Genomic DNA, 15,123 nt, shown 5'->3' with positions numbered 1-15,123 from the left:
CGCATGCGCCGGCACGAAATCCGCGCCGGCCGCCGCGGAGGGCGCGAGACTATCCCGATTTCGACGGCGCGCGGAACCCCTCATGCAGGGGGTTGGGTTCGGGTGCCGGCGTCGGGTCCTGCCAGACCGCCAGCGGCCGGTCGGCGACGGGTTGCCCCGCCACCGCCGGCGTTTCGGCCAGGGCAGCCGCGCCCGACATCATCAGCGCGTGGAGCAGGCTGCGGGTCCAGATCTGCGACATGGGCTTGCTCCTTCTTCCAGCGTGAGGCTGCGGGGTGAACTGTGCCATGAAATGGCGTGAAGATGGCAATGCAAAGGCATGATAAGGTTTCCGAAAGTTTGGCTTGGCGCTATGCGGGGTCATGGCGCCGCCGCTTCCCCCTATTCTTGTCAACGATCCGATCGAGCGGCTGATCGCCCTGCTCGGCCGCATGCCGGGCTATGGCCGGCGCAGCGCCCGGCGCGCGGTGCTGCGGATGCTGACCGAACCGGACCGGCTGATGCGCCCCCTGGCCGATGCGCTGATGGCGGCGGCCGAGGCGGTGGTGCCCTGCGAAACCTGCGGCAACCTCGACAGCCAGAGCCCCTGCCACATCTGCACCGACACCCACCGCGACCGGCACCTGGTCTGCGTGGTGGAGGGGGTCGCGGACCTTTGGGCGCTGGAACGGGCCCATGCGCATCGCGGCGTCTATCACGTGCTGGGCGGCGTGCTGTCGGCGCTGGGCGGGATTGGGCCGGAGGATCTGGCGATCCGGCCGTTGCAGGACCGGGTCGCGGCCGGCGGGGTGGAGGAGGTGATCCTGGCCCTGCCCGCCACCGTGGATGGCGCCGCGACCGGACATGTGGTGGCCGACGCGCTGCGCGGGGCCGGGGTGCGCGTCACCCGCCTGGCGCAGGGCGTGCCCATGGGCGGTGCGCTGGATGTGCTGGACGAGGGCACGCTGGCGGCGGCCTGGCGCGCACGGCGGGAGGTTTAGGCGGAGGCAAGACGGCGCTTGATTCAGGACGAGGTTGCAATGATCCTCATCTTACGATGATGGAGGTTGCGATGCCATTTTTCGTTCTTGAGGGCTTGGCGAAGACCCTTTCCAGCTTTTCCAAGGCTTGTTTGTTCATGCCCCTGGCGGAGCCCGTCCTACGAGAGGATGACATCATCTTCGACCTCAGGTTCCCGAAATCGGCCGGGCATCTGGCGTCATGGAAGAGTGCGACGTTCGGGCATGTCCGTGCCGGCGGGGCACGTGTGCATCAAGGGTGGGATTTTTTCGCGATGAGCGGGACCATCTGCTTTGCAGTGTCTGGAGGATGGGTCGCGAAAGTCTATGAATCGAAAGACTATGGGCAGGTTCTGGTCCTGCGGTTACTCGGACTGCCTAATGCGCCGGCTCAGATCTTCGCGGCCTATGCCCATCTTTCAAAGGTGACCGTCGCGCCAGGACAATTCGTCAAGGGCGGCGAGGCCGTCGCCGAGTCCGGCATGACCGGAAATGCCAAAGAGTTTCCGCGCTACCCGCATCTGCATTTCGAGTTCCGCAGCGAACCGCGTCCCGGCCAAGGACTTGCCGGGCGCATTGACCCGGCCAAGATTTTTGGCGACCCGCAGGACTATCGCCCACGCCTGTTCCACGGCGACGCGGTCACCGACAGGATCGCCCGCGCCGCGCGAACGGGATGAAATCTGAGGCCAGGCGAGGTCCTCATCGCCAATGCCCTACGGCGCCGTCAGCACCCCCACGGTCGCCCCCGCCATGCAGCAGGCGATCGCCGCCGCCAGCAGCGACCGCGGCCCCAGCGCCAAAATATCCGCGCGCCGTTCCGGGCACATCGCCCCCATCCCCGCCAGCATGATCCCGAGCGAGGCGAAATTGGTGAAGCCACAGAGCGCATAGGTCAGGATCAGCCGCGAACGCGGCGTCAGCCCCAGGCCGCCGCTGGTCGCCATCTCCAGATAGGCGACGAACTCGTTGACCACGATCTTCGTGCCCAGGCTGGCGCCGACAATCCCGCTTTCGGCCCAGGGCACGCCCATCGCCAGCGCCAGGGGGCGGAACACCCAGCCGGCGACGGTCTGCAAGGTCAGGCCGGTCAGCGGTTCCAGGATCATGTTGCCCAGCGCCACCAGGGCCACGAACACGACCAGCGCCGCCATGATGCTCAGCATCAGGGTCAGCCCATCGGAAATGCCCTTCAGCAGCGCATCCAGGGTGCTCTCATACAGCCGTGGCGGCACCGGATCGGGCGTGGCCTGCGTCGTCGCGCCCGGCACCATCAGCAGGGCCGCCAGCACCGCCGCCGGGGTCGCGATCAGCGATGCCGCCAGCAACTGCCCCGCCGCATCCGGCACGACCTGGCTGATCATCATCGCATAGACCACCAGCATATTGCCGCTGATCGTCGCCAGCCCCGCGACCATGACCACGAATAATTCCGGCCGCGACAGCCCGGCCAGCCAGGGGCGGATCAGCAAGGGGGCTTCCACCATGCCGACGAAGACATTGGCCGCGACCGACAACCCCGCCGCCCCTGACAAGCCAAATGCGGCGCGCACGGCGCGGGAGATGGCACCGACCACCAGCGGCAGGATGCGCCAGTGATACAGCACCGCCGACAGCGCCCCGACCACCAGGATCAGCGGCAAGGCCTGGAAGAACAGCACGAAATCCGCCCCAGGCCGCAGGACTTCAAAGGGTGGCGGCGCGCCGCCCAGGTAGCCAAACACCAGCGCCGTGCCGGCCCGGGTCGCGACCGCCAGCCCATCGACCGCCCGGCCGATGGCGGCAAAGGCGGCCCGCAGCGGCGGCAGGTGCAGTAGCGCTGCGCCCAGCAGCAATTGCCCGCCGAGCCCCGCGACCAGGATGCGCCAGGACACACGGCCACAGCCGCCGATAACCCAAGCGAGCCCGGCCAGGGCCAGCAGGCCCGCAAGGGACTGGGCCTGCAACGCGCTCATTGCGGCGGCGGCAGGACAGCGGGCAGCGCCTCGTCCAGTTCGACGGCGGCGATGCGTTCGCCCGTGCGGGCGATCTTGCTGGTGCTGATCTCGATCTGTCCGATGTCCCGGTGCGCCTGGTCGAAATGCCGGCGCAACTCGCCCACGCGCAATTCCAGACGCCCGACATCGACCACGAGGGTGCCGACCGCGTCCTGGATCTTCCGCGTCTCGGCCCTGACGCGCACATCCTGCATCAGCGCGCGCATGGTGCCGAGCACCGCCCAGAGCGTGGTCGGCGACACGACGTAGACCCGGCGCCGGTTCGACTCCTCCATCAATTCCGGCAGGCGCATGTGCAGGTCGGCATAAACGGCTTCCGACGGCAGGAAGAGCACCGCGCCATCCGCCGTCTCCCCGGGCAGGATGTATTTCTTGGCGATGTCATCGACATGCTTGCGGACGCTGGCGGCGAAGACGCGCAGCGCGATGGGGTCGTCATTGCCCTGGACGGCCTGCCAACCCTCCAATGGGAACTTGCTGTCCACCACGATCGGGCCGGGCGGAAACGGCAGGTTGATGCGGCAATCGGCGCGCACCCCGGTGGAGAGGGTGAATTGCCAGTCGAAGCCGCCTGGTGGAAGACGGTCCTCCAGCAGCGAACGCAGTTGCACCTCTCCGAAGGCGCCGCGCGTCTGCTTGTTGGACAGGATCGCCGACAGCGAGCCGACCTGCGCGCCCAGGGCCTCGATATTCGTGCGGGCGGCGTCGATGACGGCCAGGCGTTCGGTGATGGCCGCCGCGGTCGCCTGGGCCGTGGTCATCTGGTCGGTCAATTGCCGGCCGACCTTTTCCGTCTGGCCGGCCAGGGCTTGCGCCAAACCCTCGTTCTGCGCCGCCAGCCGTTCGGCCAGTCTGGCGTCCTGCGCGTCCAGCCGCTCGTTCTGTTTCGCCACGGCCTCCCCGACGGCCTTGGCCTGGGCCAGCAGCGCATCGGTCATGGTGGAGGTGGCCTGGGCGACACGATCATTCAGCGCGGCGCTATCCGCACGGGCACGATCCGCCATGGCCAGGGATTGCGCCGCGAGGACGGATTCCACCGCCGGCAGCAACCCGGCGAGCCGTTCCGCCTGCTGCGCCTGTGCCGCGACGACGGATTGCAGCAGCGCCGCCGCCCCGTCACCGCGCGGGTGCAGCAGCATGGCGGCCAGCAGCACCACCGCCACGACGGCGGCGGCAATAGCGAGAATCGGGAGGGTTAGGTCGTTCAATGCCGGAAGTGGCGCATGCCCGTCATCACCATGGCAAGCCCGGCCGCATCCGCCGCCGCGATCACCTCATTGTCGCGCATCGACCCGCCTGGCTGGATCACCGCCGTCGCCCCCGCCGCCGCCGCGGCCTGCAAGCCATCGGCGAAGGGGAAGAAGGCGTCCGACGCCACCACCGACCCGCGCGCCAGCGGCACGTCGCTGCCGGCGGCCTTGGCCGCTTCCTCCGACTTCCAGGCGGCGATGCGGGCGCTGTCCACGCGGCTCATCTGCCCCGCGCCGATGCCGACGGTGGCGCCGTGCTTGGCATAGACGATGGCGTTGGACTTGACGTGCTTGCAGACGCGGAAGGCGAACAACAGGTCGTCCAGTTCCTCGGCCGTCGGCGCGCGCTGGGTCACGATCTTCAGATCGGCTTCCGTCACGCGGCCCGCATCGCGCGACTGCGCCAAAAACCCACCTGCGATGCTGCGGAAGGACAGGCCGGGCGCCGCCGGATCGGGCAACCCGCCGGTCAGCAGCAAGCGCAGGTTCTTCTTCTTGCCAAAAATCTTCCGCGCATCGTCATCGGCATCCGGCGCGATCACGACCTCGGAAAAGATCGCCGCCATTTTCTCCGCCGCCGCCCCGTCCAAAATCCGGTTGGCGGCGATGATGCCACCAAAGGCGGAAACGGGATCGCAGCGCAGCGCCGCATCCCAGGCCGCCGCCAGATCGGCGCCGATGGCGACGCCGCAGGGGTTGGCGTGCTTGACGATGACGATGGCGGGCTGGTCGAATTCGGCCACGGCCTCGATCGCCGCATCGGTGTCGTTCAGATTGTTGAACGACAATTCCTTGCCCTGGATCTGCTGCGCCGAGACCACCCCACGCCGCCCGGTGCCGTCGTCGTAGACCGCCGCCTGCTGGTGCGGGTTCTCGCCATAGCGCAGGCCCTGCTTCAACAAGCCCGGGATCGCCAGTCGCGCCGGAAACGCCTGGCCATTCTGCGCCGAGAACCAGCGCGTGATCGCACCATCATAAGTCGCCGTCCGCCCAAAGGCCGCGACCGCGAGGCGACGACGGGTGCCGAGCGACAGCCCGCCCAGGCTCTCCATCTCCGCCTGCGCTTCGGCAAAATGCTGCGGCTCGGTCAGCACAGCGACATGGGCGTGGTTCTTCGCCGCGCTGCGGATCATGGCGGGGCCGCCGATGTCGATATTCTCGATGCAGGCATCGAAATCGCCGCCCGCCGCGACCGTCGCCTCGAAGGGGTAGAGGTTCACCGCCAGCAGGTCGATCGGCGCGATCTTGTGTTCGTCCATCTGCGCCACGTGTTCGGGCAGGTCCCGCCGCCCCAACAACCCGCCATGCACCTGCGGCACCAGCGTCTTGACGCGACCATCCAGGATTTCCGGAAAGCCCGTGTGGTCGGAGACATCGATGACCGGCACCCCCGCCTCACGCAGCGCCTTGGCCGTGCCGCCGGTGGACAGGATTTCCACCCCGCGCGCCGCCAGGAACCGCGCGAAGTCGATCAGGCCGGTCTTGTCGGAAACGGAGATCAGCGCGCGCTTGGGGGAAATGATGTCGGTCATAGGAAACCTCGGGGTCTGGCGGGGGCGGGATAGGCTCAGAGGCCAAGCAGGTCCAGGGTCCGCGCGGTCACGCGGACCTCGTCGAAGCGGTCGAGCGCGATGGCGCGGCCGGCGGCGCCCATGCGGGCCCGCAGATCCGGGTCGGCGGCCAGCCGGGCCAGGGCGGCGGCCAGGGGGGCGGTCTGCATGGCCGGGACCAGCAAGCCGGTCTCCTCCGGCACCACCTGTTCGCGGCAGCCACGGATATCGGTCGCGACCACGGGCAGGCCGGTCAGCATGGCCTCGATCACGCCCATCGGCAGGCCCTCGAAATAGGATGGCAGGCAGAAGACATCGGCCGCCGCCAGCAGCGCCGGCACGTCGCTGCGATAGCCCAGCCGGACGAAGCGCGACCCAAGCGTCGCCTGGGCCTGGTCCAGAACCGGCTCCAGATCCTCGCCATGGTCGGAAGCCAGGCGTTCGCCGACGACCCAGAGGATGGCGCCCGGCACCTGCTCCATCGCCCCCAGCAACTCGACCAGCCCCTTGTGCCGCACGAGGCGGGAGACGGCGATGATGACGCAGGCCTCGGGCGGGGCGCCGAGTTCGCCGCGAATCGCCGCGCGGGCCACGGGATCGGGGCGGTATCGCGCGGGGTCGCGGCCATTGCCGATGGCGATGGCATCGCGCGCGATGCCGAGGCGCCGGGCATCGGCCGCCTCCTCCTCCCCCACCGTCAGGAACACATCGGTCGCGCGCCCCCCGATCCATTCCAGGACCAGCGACAGATAGCGCCGCCAGGCAGGCCCCGGCTGATTGAACAGGAAGCCATGGCCCGTGTAGGCGACGCGCGGCACACCCGCGAGGCGCGCGACCACGCGGGCCAGCAGCGCGGAAATCGGGAAATGCCCATGCACCAGGTCGGGCTTTTCCGCCCGGAAGAACCGCCACAGCCAGACCGCGGCGCGGAATTGCGCCACCGGGTTCAGGCTGCGGACCATGGGGGCGCCGATGATGCGAAACCCTTCGGCGCGGGGTCCGGCCAGCAAGGGGCCCTCGGCGCAGACGCCAATGACCTCATGCCCGCGTGCCCTGGCGCCGCGCATCAGCGGCATCAGGAAATGCAGCATCGCGAAGTCGATATGCGCGACTTCGATAACCTTTTGCGGCCTCGCGGCCACGGGAAGGTTTTGCGGCCCTGCGGCCGCTGGGGTGTCCTGCGGCCCTGCGGCCGCGGGCCGCGTCACCGCGACAAAATCAGGCGTTGGCGACCGGCGCCGCGCCCTGGCCACGGCGGGACTGCCACAGCGCCACGAAGTCGATCGGCGCCAGCAGCACCGGCGGGAAGCCGCCGTCGCGCGTCACATCGGCCAGGATATTGCGGGCGAAGGGGAACAGCAGCCGCGGGCATTCGACCAGGAGCAACGGCTCCAGCATCTCCTGCGCGATGTTCACGGTGAAGATGCCGCAATAGGCCAGTTCGGCGATGAAGCAGACCGTCTCACCCACCTTGGCGTCGGCGCGGATCTGCAGGGAAACCTCATAGACATTGCCCCCCGGCAGCGGGCGGGCCTGCACGTCCAGCGACAGGTCGATGCGGGGCTGTTCGCGAATGGTCGTGAAGATTTCCGGGGCGCCCGGAACCTCGAACGACAGGTCGCGGGTGTATTGCAGGTTCATCAACAGCGGCAGGGGCGCGTCGCCGGTCGGGGTTGCCGCGCCGTTGGATGTCGCGGCGGGCGGCTGGGTGTCGGACATCGGGGAACCTATCGCGGGTGGGGGGCCGGGCAAGCCGGTGGATGGGGCCGCGCCTACCACGCGGCGCGGGCGGGCGGAACCCGTGGCGTCGCCCGCCCCGCCCGGCCATGCGGTGGGCACATGGCAAACGCCACGACACCGCCCTGACGCAACTGTGCTTGACCGCGGCGCCCCGCGACACGACCTTCTGTCCCAAGGGGGTCCTCCCGCCCCCGGCCCGACAGGACCAAGCCGCGATGAGCGACATGACCAAGCCCGTGACCGACGAGACCTTCAAGCAGGACGTGATCGAAAGCAGCGGCCCCGTGCTGGTGGATTTCTGGGCCGAATGGTGCGGCCCCTGCCGCGCCGTCGCCCCGATCCTGGAAGAGATCGCCACCGAATACGCCGGCCGCCTGACGGTCGCGAAGGTGGATATCGACGAAAACCCGATGACCCCCAACGAATACGCCGTGCGCGGCATCCCCACGATGATCCTGTTCCGCGACGGCAAGCCGATCGCGACCAAGGTCGGCGCCATGCCGCGGGCGCAGATGAAGGAATGGCTGGCGGGCGCGCTCGGCAGTTGATCTCTCACCGATGATCTCTCGCCGCCTGGCGATCGGGGCCGCGCTCGCGGCCCCCTTTGTCGCGCGGGCGCAGGAAGTCCACAGGTCCCAGGCCGCGACCTTCCGCGTCGCGACCCTGGCGACCGGGCTGCAGAACCCCTGGGGCGCCGCCGTGCTGCCCGATGGGCGACTGCTGGTCACCGAACGGCCCGGCCGGCTGCGCGTCATCGGTCCCGATGGCACCGTCTCGGCGCCCCTGGCCGGGGTGCCCGATGTCGTGGCGCAGGGCCAGGGCGGGCTGCTGGACGTGCTGCTGGCGCCGGATTTCGCCCGTAGCCGCGAGATCTACCTGACCCAGGCGGCGATGCTGCAAGGCGGCGCCGTCACCCGCCTGGTCCGCGCGCGCCTGGCGCCCGATGCGGCCGCACTGACCGACGTGACCCCGCTGCTGGATGCGACCCCCGCCCAGGCGCAAGGCCGCAACCACTACGGCGGGCGCATGGCCTTTGGCGCGGATGGGCTGTTGTACCTCGGCGTCGGTGACCGCTTCATCACCCCCGGCCGGGCACAGCGGCTGGACGATCTGGCGGGCAAGGTGCTGCGCCTGACCCGCGACGGCGCGCCAGCCCCGCAAAACCCTTTTGTGGGCCAGCCAGGGGCACGTGCGGAAATCTACACCCTGGGCCACCGCAACCCCCAGGGCATGGCCCTGCACCCCGCCACCGGCACGATGTTCGAAGCGGAGTTCGGGCCCCTCGGCGGCGATGAAATCAACATCCTGCGCCCCGGCGCCAATTACGGCTGGCCGCTGGTCACCCACGGCCGCAACTACAACGGCACCCAGATCAGCCCGGACACCAGCCGCCCGGGCTTTGAAGACCCGGCCCGGGTCTGGGTGCCCGCGATCAGCCCCTCCGGCATCGCCTTCTGTACCAGCAACGCCATCCCCGGCTGGCGCGGCAGCCTGTTCCTCGCCTGCCTGAACCCGCCCGGCCTCGTGCGGCTGGCCATGGAGGGCGACCGCATCACCGCCGAAGAACGACTGCTGTGGGACAAGATCCGCTTCCGCCAGGTCGTGCAGGGCGCCGATGGGCGGTTGCTGATCCTGACGGATGAGCCACGCGGGCGAATCCTGCGGCTGGATGCGGTGTAAAAAGCCCCTCGGCAGCGTGGATGTTTTCTGGAACGATCCCCGCAACGACAGGGGGGTCCCGGCCAATGCGCCTTACGCAACTGATCTACGCGTCACGCCCGTTTGGCTTCACCGAGTCCGGATTGGACGACATCCTGCTGGCGGCCCGGCGCAACAATGCGCGGCGCGGCATCACCGGGGCGCTGATCTGCCGCTCCGACCTGTTCATGCAGATGTTGGAAGGGCCGCGGACCCTGGTGACCGAAACCTTCGGCCGCATCCTGCAGGACGACCGCCACGTGGATGTGTCGCTGATCTGGACCGGCGACACGAATGAGCGGCTGTTCCCGCAGTGGGACATGCGGGACGACCCGATGCGCTCCTGGATGTGGTCGCCGGCCGATGTGCGCGCCGGGGCCGTGCGCGAGGCGCCGATGGAGGAAGCCCGCGCGGTCTTTGCCCGGATCGCGGCCGAACCAGCACCGTGATCGGTTAAGCGGGGATTGGTTAAGCCGGCACCGACCCATCCGCCTTCAGCACCTCACCGGCCAGATACAGGCTGCCGCAGACCAGCACGCGGCCCGGCGCCAGGGCGGCGATCTGCGCCAGCGCGCCGGCCACATCCGGCCCCGGCCGCGCGACGCCGCCGCTGGCGGCGATGATCGCCTCGGGCGACATCGCCAGATGCTGGCCCGGTTCGGCAACAGCCCAGACCGTGGTAGCGAAGGGCAGCAACGGGGCCAAAAACGCCTCGCTCGCCTTGCCGGATTTCATGCCGACGACCAAGTGCAGCGGCTGGTCGGCCCAGGCCGGCAGGTGGGCGGCCAGGGCGCGGCCGGCGCCTTCATTGTGCCCGCCATCCAGCCAGAGTTCGAAACCCGCCGGCAGGCTTTGGGCCAGATCGCCCGACAGGCGCTGCAATCGCGCGGGCCAGCGGGCGTTGGCCACGCCTTCGCGAATGGCGGCATCGTTCAGCCAGGGCGGGTTCCAGGCGCGCAACGCGGCGATGGCGATGCCGGCGTTTTCCAATTGGTGCGGCCCGGGCAGGCCGGGGGGCGGCAGGGCGATGGTCTTGCCATCGTCGCGGAAGCGGCCCTCGGGCGACACGTCCCAATCCCGCCCCCGCGCCCGCAGCGGCGCGCCCTGCGTGGCTGCTTCGGCCTCGATCACGGCCATCGCCTCGGGCGGCTGGAAGCCGGTGGCGACGGGGACGCCTGGCTTGATGATGCCGGCCTTCTCCCCCGCGATCAGGGCCAGCGTGTCGCCCAGAAAATCCATGTGGTCCATGGAGATGCTGGTGATCGCGCAGGCCACCGGCCGGTCCACCACATTGGTCGCGTCGAAGCGGCCGCCCAGGCCCACCTCCAGCACCAGCAGATCCGCCGGGGTATCGGCGAAGAGCACCAGCGCCACCGCCGTCGTCACCTCGAACACCGTGATCGGCAGCCCCGCATTGGCCGCCTCCACCCGTTCCAGCGCATCGACCAGCGCCTCCTCGGTCACCAGCGTGCCAGCCAGCCGGATGCGCTCGGCAAAATGCACCAGGTGGGGCGAGGAATAGGCATGCACCCGCTGCCCCGCGGCCTCGGCGATCGCGCGCAGCACGGCGCAGGTGCTGCCCTTGCCATTGGTGCCGGAGACATGGATCACCGGCGGCAGCCGCCGTTCCGGATGGCCCAGCGCCGCCAGCGCGCGCTGCAACCGATCCAGGCTCAGGTCGATCAGCTTCGGGTGCAGCCCGTGCAGCCGGTCGATAATCACCTCTGACCGCGACATGAGTTCAGACCTTGGGGATCAGGCCGCAGGCAGCGCCGGAACCGTCTCGATCGGGTCCACCACCGGTTCGCGCAGCAGGGAGATGACGCGCGCCAGGGTCGCCTTCATCTCGCCACGCGGCACCACCATGTCCAGGATGCCGTGCTGCAACAGGTATTCGGCGCGCTGGAAGCCCTCGGGCAGCACTTCGCGCACCGTCTGTTCGATCACCCGCGCGCCCGCAAATCCGATCAGCGCGCCGGGTTCGGCGATCTGGATGTCGCCCAGCATGGCGAAACTGGCGGTAACCCCGCCCGTCGTCGGGTCCAGCAGCACGACGATGAAGGGCAGCCCCGCTTCCTTGACCATGCGCGCCGCGATCACCGTGCGCGGCATCTGCATCAGGCTGATCGCACCTTCCTGCATCCGCGCCCCGCCCGAGGCCGGAAACACCACCAGCGGCGCATCCTGCAACACCGCCAGGCGCGCGGCGGCGACCAGCCCCTCCCCCACGCCGGCGCCCATGCTGCCGCCCTGGAAGGAGAATTCGAAGGCGGCGACAACAGCCGGGCGACCCTCGATCCGGCCATGCCCGACCATGATCGCGTCATCCATGCCGGTCTTGGCCTGGGCCTCCCGCATGCGATCGCCGTATTTGCGCTGGTCGCGGAACCGCAGCGGATCGGCCGGGGCCTTGGGCAGTTCGATCTTCTGCCAACCCTCGTCCAAGGTGATGTCGATTCGCGCGGCGGCGCCGATGCGATTGTGATGGCCACACAACGGACAGACCTGGAGATTCCGCTCCAGATCCTTGTGGAACACCATCTGTTCGCAGGACGAACACTTGTGCCAGAGGTTTTCGGGCACATCGCGGCGGAACAGGCCCTGGATTTTCGGCAGGGCCCAGTCGGAGATCCAATTCATGCGCGGCAGGTAGGCGCGACCGCACCCTTGGTGCAAGAGGCCGCGTTCACGCCCCGCGCGGCCCCAACAAAATGACCCCCGCCCCAACCAGGCAAAGCCCCGCGCCAAGCAGATCCCAACGGTCCGGCGCCACCCCCTCGACCAGCCACATCCAAGCGAGGCTCGCCGCGATATACACCCCGCCATAAGCCGCGAACGCACGCCCCGCCGCGGGGCTGTCCACCAAGGTCAGCAACCAGGCAAACACCACCAGCGACACGACCCCAGGCACCAGCCACCAGACCGACCGGCCGAGCCGAAGCACCGCCCAGAAGGCGAAGCAGCCCGCGATCTCCGCGACGGCGGCACCGAGGAAGAGCACGGCTAGCGGCCTGAACTTGGGCAGTGGCGCCTTGAGAGGGGCGTTGCCCCTCTCAAACTCTCCCCACCAGGGGCCGCCGCCCCTGGACCGGCGCGATGTATTGGCAAAGCAAAGGGACGGGCATGGCCCGCCCCTGGCCAATGGATCGCCCGTGACGCCCCTCCCGTTGCTTTGCCAAATCCCGTGGGTTTCCAAGGGGCCACCGCCCCTTGGTGGGGGGGTTTGGGGGGGCAACGCCCACCCAAGGCGCCACCCCCCACGGCTCAGCGCGCCGGCGGTGCCTCGGCGACTTCGGTCGCGCCCGTGCAGGCGGTGCGGGTCAGCCAGGGCCAGGGGTCCACGGGGCGGCCGTTGCGGCGCAGTTCGATGTGCAGGTGTGCTCCGGTGGTGCGTCCGGTGCGGCCGACGGCGCCGATCGCTTGCAGGGCGTCCACTCGCGCGCCCGTGGTGATGCCGGGGGCGAAGCGGGCCAGGTGGGCGTAGCGGGAGGTCGTGCCGTCTTCATGGGCGATATCGACCATCATGCCATAGCCGAAATAGCGGCCGGCAAAGATCACGGTGCCGGGCAGGACCGTCTGCACCCGGCTGCCGACGGGGGCGCGGATATCGACGCCGGGATGTCCCCGCCGCCCCCCGAAACCGGAGGAGTATTCACCCGCCACCGGCATCGCGGCGGGACAGGGCGCGGCCACGGCTCCCATCGGAAGAGTGACAGCGAGGAGGGCGAGGACCGCCGATCGGGTGCAAATCATCCCCCTCGGTCTGCCCGACGGGGCGCCGGGGGGCAACCCTTGACAAATTTCCGTTATCCCCTTGCGGAACGCACCGCCTCCGCCAATGCCCGAACATCATCCAATACCGCCCGCACGGTCCCGCTGGTGGCGCGGCCTTGGGCATCGAGCGTGGAGGCCAGTTTCTCGATCAGCGCGCTGGCCACCACCGCCCCATCGGCGACCCTTACGGCATCGGCCGCCTGCGCCGGGGTGCGGACGCCGAAGCCGATGGCGATCGGCAGGTCGGTATGCGCCCGCACGCGGGGGATCGCGGTCGCCAGGTCCGCGACACTGGCGCTGCGCGTGCCGGTGATGCCGGTGATGGCGACGTAGTAGACGAAGCCGCTGGAGGCATTCAGCACGACCGGCAGCCTGGCATCGCCCGTGGTGGGGGCGACGAGCCGGATCATGTCGATGCCCGCGGCCGCCGATTGCGGCGCCAGCATGTCGGACTCTTCCGGGGGCACATCGACCACGATCACCCCATCGACGCCGCTGGCGGCGGCATCGGTGCAGAAACGGTCCACGCCATAGGACATGATCGGGTTGAAGTAGCCCATCAGGACGACCGGGGTCGCATCATCCTCGGCACGGAAATCGCGCACCATGGCCAGCGCGCCGGCCAGGGTGGCGCCGGCCTTGAGGCCGCGCTGCCCGGCGCGCTGCACGGTCGGGCCATCGGCCATCGGGTCGGTGAAGGGGACGCCGATCTCGATCAGGTCGGCCCCCGCCCCCGGCATCCCGCGCAGGATCGCCATGGAGGTCGCGGGATCGGGGTCATAGGCTTCCAGGAAGGGGATCAGCGCCCCGCGCCCTTGTTCCTTCAGCGCGGCAAACCGCGCGGCGATGCGGCTCACAGTTCCACTCCCAGGTGCTTGGCGACGGCGAAGATGTCCTTGTCGCCCCGGCCGCAGAGATTCATCAGGATGATCTTGTCGGCCGGCATGGTGGGCGCCAGCGTCATCACATGCGCCAGCGCATGCGCCGGTTCCAGCGCCGGGATGATGCCTTCCAGCTTGGAGCAGATCTGGAACGCCGCCAGCGCCTCGTCATCCTTGGCCGAGACGTATTCCACCCGGCCGATGTCATGCAGCCAGGCGTGTTCCGGCCCGATGCCGGGGTAGTCCAGCCCGGCGCTGATCGAATGCGCCTCCTGGATCTGGCCGTAGGCGTCCTGCAACAGGTAGGTCAGGTTGCCGTGCAGCACGCCCGGCCGCCCCTTGGTGAGCGACGCCGCATGCTGTTCGGTATCGACGCCATGGCCCGCGGCCTCGACGCCATGCATCGCCACGTCGGGATCGTCCAGGAAGGGGTGGAACAGGCCCATGGCATTGGACCCGCCGCCGATCGCCGCGACCAGCACATCCGGCAGGCGGCCTTCGGCTTCCAGCATCTGCGCGCGGGCCTCGACCCCGATGACGCATTGGAAGTCGCGCACCATCATCGGGAAGGGATGCGGGCCGGCGACGGTGCCGATGCAGTAGTAGGTGTCGTGGACATTCGCGACCCAGTCGCGCAGCCCCTCGTTCATCGCATCCTTCAGCGTGGCGGCGCCGGAGGTGACGGGGATCACCTCCGCCCCCAGCAGCTTCATGCGGAAGACGTTGGGCTGTTGGCGTTCGACGTCGGTGGCGCCCATGTAGACGACGCAGGGCAGGTCCATCAGCGCGCAGGCGGTCGCGGTGGCGACGCCATGCTGGCCGGCGCCGGTCTCGGCGATGATGCGGGTCTTGCCCATGCGCTTGGCCAGCAGGATCTGGCCGAGCACGGCGTTGATCTTATGCGCGCCGGTGTGGTTCAGCTCGTCGCGCTTGAAATACACTTTCGCGCCCATGCCGTCCGGCGCGGTCTTGCGCAGATGAGTCGTCAGGCGTTCGGCGAACCACAGGGGGCTCGGGCGGCCCACGTAATCCTTCAGCAGGCGGCGCCATTCGCGGTCGAAGGCCGGGTCGTTCTTCGCGGCCGTATAGGCGGCTTCGACTTCGAGGATCAGCGGCATCAGCGTCTCGGCGACGAAACGCCCGCCGAACTGGCCGAAGCGGCCGCGTTCGTCGGGGCCGGTGCGGAGGGAATTGGGGATCGACTTGGTCACGTGGTGCTCCCGGGCAGGGGCCGG

At 69.3% G+C, this 15,123-nt stretch carries 17 protein-coding genes; 5 read left to right on the top strand and 12 right to left on the bottom strand.

The features are described from left to right. Nucleotides 1–49 precede the first annotated feature (49 nt). A complete protein-coding gene (locus ACQW02_RS02530; protein WP_431283709.1) occupies nt 50–241 on the bottom strand; it encodes a hypothetical protein in 192 nt (63 codons plus the stop codon). Between the two features lie 121 nt (nt 242–362). Here ACQW02_RS02530 and recR point away from each other — a divergent pair, with 121 nt between their 5' ends. Beyond that, nucleotides 363–980, top strand: a complete 618-nt coding sequence (recR, locus tag ACQW02_RS02525) for a recombination mediator RecR (protein ID WP_431283708.1) — start codon at nt 363–365, stop codon at nt 978–980. A gap of 56 nt (nt 981–1,036) precedes the next feature. Next, the gene (locus ACQW02_RS02520; RefSeq protein WP_431283707.1) at nt 1,037–1,678 is read left to right on the top strand and encodes a M23 family metallopeptidase; all 642 of its coding nucleotides are present in this window, start codon (nt 1,037–1,039) and stop codon (nt 1,676–1,678) included. A gap of 36 nt (nt 1,679–1,714) precedes the next feature. Here the strand turns inward: ACQW02_RS02520 and ACQW02_RS02515 are convergent, their stop codons facing one another. From ACQW02_RS02515 to secB, 5 genes are all read right to left on the bottom strand, one after another. Further along, nucleotides 1,715–2,953 carry a NupC/NupG family nucleoside CNT transporter gene (locus ACQW02_RS02515; protein WP_431283706.1) on the bottom strand — a complete coding sequence of 413 codons (1,239 nt, stop codon included), beginning with the start codon at nt 2,951–2,953 and terminating at the stop codon, nt 1,715–1,717. Continuing rightward, nucleotides 2,950–4,203 carry a DNA recombination protein RmuC gene (locus ACQW02_RS02510; RefSeq protein ID WP_431283705.1) on the bottom strand — a complete coding sequence of 418 codons (1,254 nt, stop codon included), beginning with the start codon at nt 4,201–4,203 and terminating at the stop codon, nt 2,950–2,952. The genes ACQW02_RS02515 and ACQW02_RS02510 overlap by 4 nt, the downstream gene beginning before the upstream one ends. Then, entirely contained in the window at nt 4,200–5,777 is a 1,578-nt protein-coding gene (purH, locus tag ACQW02_RS02505; RefSeq protein ID WP_431283704.1) for a bifunctional phosphoribosylaminoimidazolecarboxamide formyltransferase/IMP cyclohydrolase, read from the bottom strand. The genes ACQW02_RS02510 and purH overlap by 4 nt, the downstream gene beginning before the upstream one ends. Before the next feature lie 35 nt (nt 5,778–5,812). Then, nucleotides 5,813–6,886, bottom strand: a complete 1,074-nt coding sequence (locus ACQW02_RS02500; RefSeq protein ID WP_431285996.1) for a glycosyltransferase family 4 protein — start codon at nt 6,884–6,886, stop codon at nt 5,813–5,815. 127 nt (nt 6,887–7,013) lie between these two features. Further along, on the bottom strand, nt 7,014–7,514 hold the full coding sequence (secB, locus tag ACQW02_RS02495; protein ID WP_431283703.1) for a protein-export chaperone SecB: 501 nt from the start codon (nt 7,512–7,514) through the stop codon (nt 7,014–7,016). 236 nt (nt 7,515–7,750) lie between these two features. Between secB and trxA the strand changes: the two genes are divergently transcribed. The 3 genes from trxA to ACQW02_RS02480 all read left to right on the top strand — a co-directional run bounded on the left by trxA (nt 7,751) and on the right by ACQW02_RS02480 (nt 9,682). Continuing rightward, nucleotides 7,751–8,083 carry a thioredoxin TrxA gene (trxA, locus tag ACQW02_RS02490; RefSeq protein WP_431283702.1) on the top strand — a complete coding sequence of 111 codons (333 nt, stop codon included), beginning with the start codon at nt 7,751–7,753 and terminating at the stop codon, nt 8,081–8,083. A 10-nt stretch (nt 8,084–8,093) separates the two neighbouring features. Next, nucleotides 8,094–9,215 carry a PQQ-dependent sugar dehydrogenase gene (locus ACQW02_RS02485; RefSeq protein ID WP_431283701.1) on the top strand — a complete coding sequence of 374 codons (1,122 nt, stop codon included), beginning with the start codon at nt 8,094–8,096 and terminating at the stop codon, nt 9,213–9,215. 65 nt (nt 9,216–9,280) lie between these two features. Then, nucleotides 9,281–9,682, top strand: a complete 402-nt coding sequence (locus tag ACQW02_RS02480) for a BLUF domain-containing protein (protein WP_431283700.1) — start codon at nt 9,281–9,283, stop codon at nt 9,680–9,682. Between the two features lie 19 nt (nt 9,683–9,701). Here the strand turns inward: ACQW02_RS02480 and ACQW02_RS02475 are convergent, their stop codons facing one another. The 6 genes from ACQW02_RS02475 to trpB form a co-directional block, all read right to left on the bottom strand. Continuing rightward, nucleotides 9,702–10,970 carry a bifunctional folylpolyglutamate synthase/dihydrofolate synthase gene (locus ACQW02_RS02475; protein WP_431283699.1) on the bottom strand — a complete coding sequence of 423 codons (1,269 nt, stop codon included), beginning with the start codon at nt 10,968–10,970 and terminating at the stop codon, nt 9,702–9,704. Nucleotides 10,971–10,988: 18 nt separating this feature from the next. Beyond that, nucleotides 10,989–11,873: an acetyl-CoA carboxylase, carboxyltransferase subunit beta gene (gene accD / locus ACQW02_RS02470; protein WP_431283698.1), complete on the bottom strand. Its 885-nt coding sequence runs from the start codon at nt 11,871–11,873 to the stop codon at nt 10,989–10,991. Between the two features lie 46 nt (nt 11,874–11,919). Further along, nucleotides 11,920–12,234, bottom strand: a complete 315-nt coding sequence (locus ACQW02_RS02465) for a YnfA family protein (protein ID WP_431283697.1) — start codon at nt 12,232–12,234, stop codon at nt 11,920–11,922. A 263-nt stretch (nt 12,235–12,497) separates the two neighbouring features. After that, nucleotides 12,498–12,935 (bottom strand): M23 family metallopeptidase, encoded by a 438-nt coding sequence (locus tag ACQW02_RS02460; protein WP_431285995.1) that lies wholly within the window; start codon nt 12,933–12,935, stop codon nt 12,498–12,500. 104 nt (nt 12,936–13,039) lie between these two features. Beyond that, nucleotides 13,040–13,864 carry a tryptophan synthase subunit alpha gene (trpA, locus tag ACQW02_RS02455; protein WP_431283696.1) on the bottom strand — a complete coding sequence of 275 codons (825 nt, stop codon included), beginning with the start codon at nt 13,862–13,864 and terminating at the stop codon, nt 13,040–13,042. Next, on the bottom strand, nt 13,861–15,099 hold the full coding sequence (trpB, locus tag ACQW02_RS02450; RefSeq protein ID WP_431283695.1) for a tryptophan synthase subunit beta: 1,239 nt from the start codon (nt 15,097–15,099) through the stop codon (nt 13,861–13,863). The genes trpA and trpB overlap by 4 nt, the downstream gene beginning before the upstream one ends. Nucleotides 15,100–15,123 lie beyond the last annotated feature (24 nt).

The sequence above is a fragment of the Humitalea sp. 24SJ18S-53 genome (assembly GCF_050632385.1).
Lineage (GTDB): Bacteria > Pseudomonadota > Alphaproteobacteria > Acetobacterales > Acetobacteraceae > Humitalea.
This window is presented reverse-complemented; position numbering and strand designations above follow the sequence as displayed.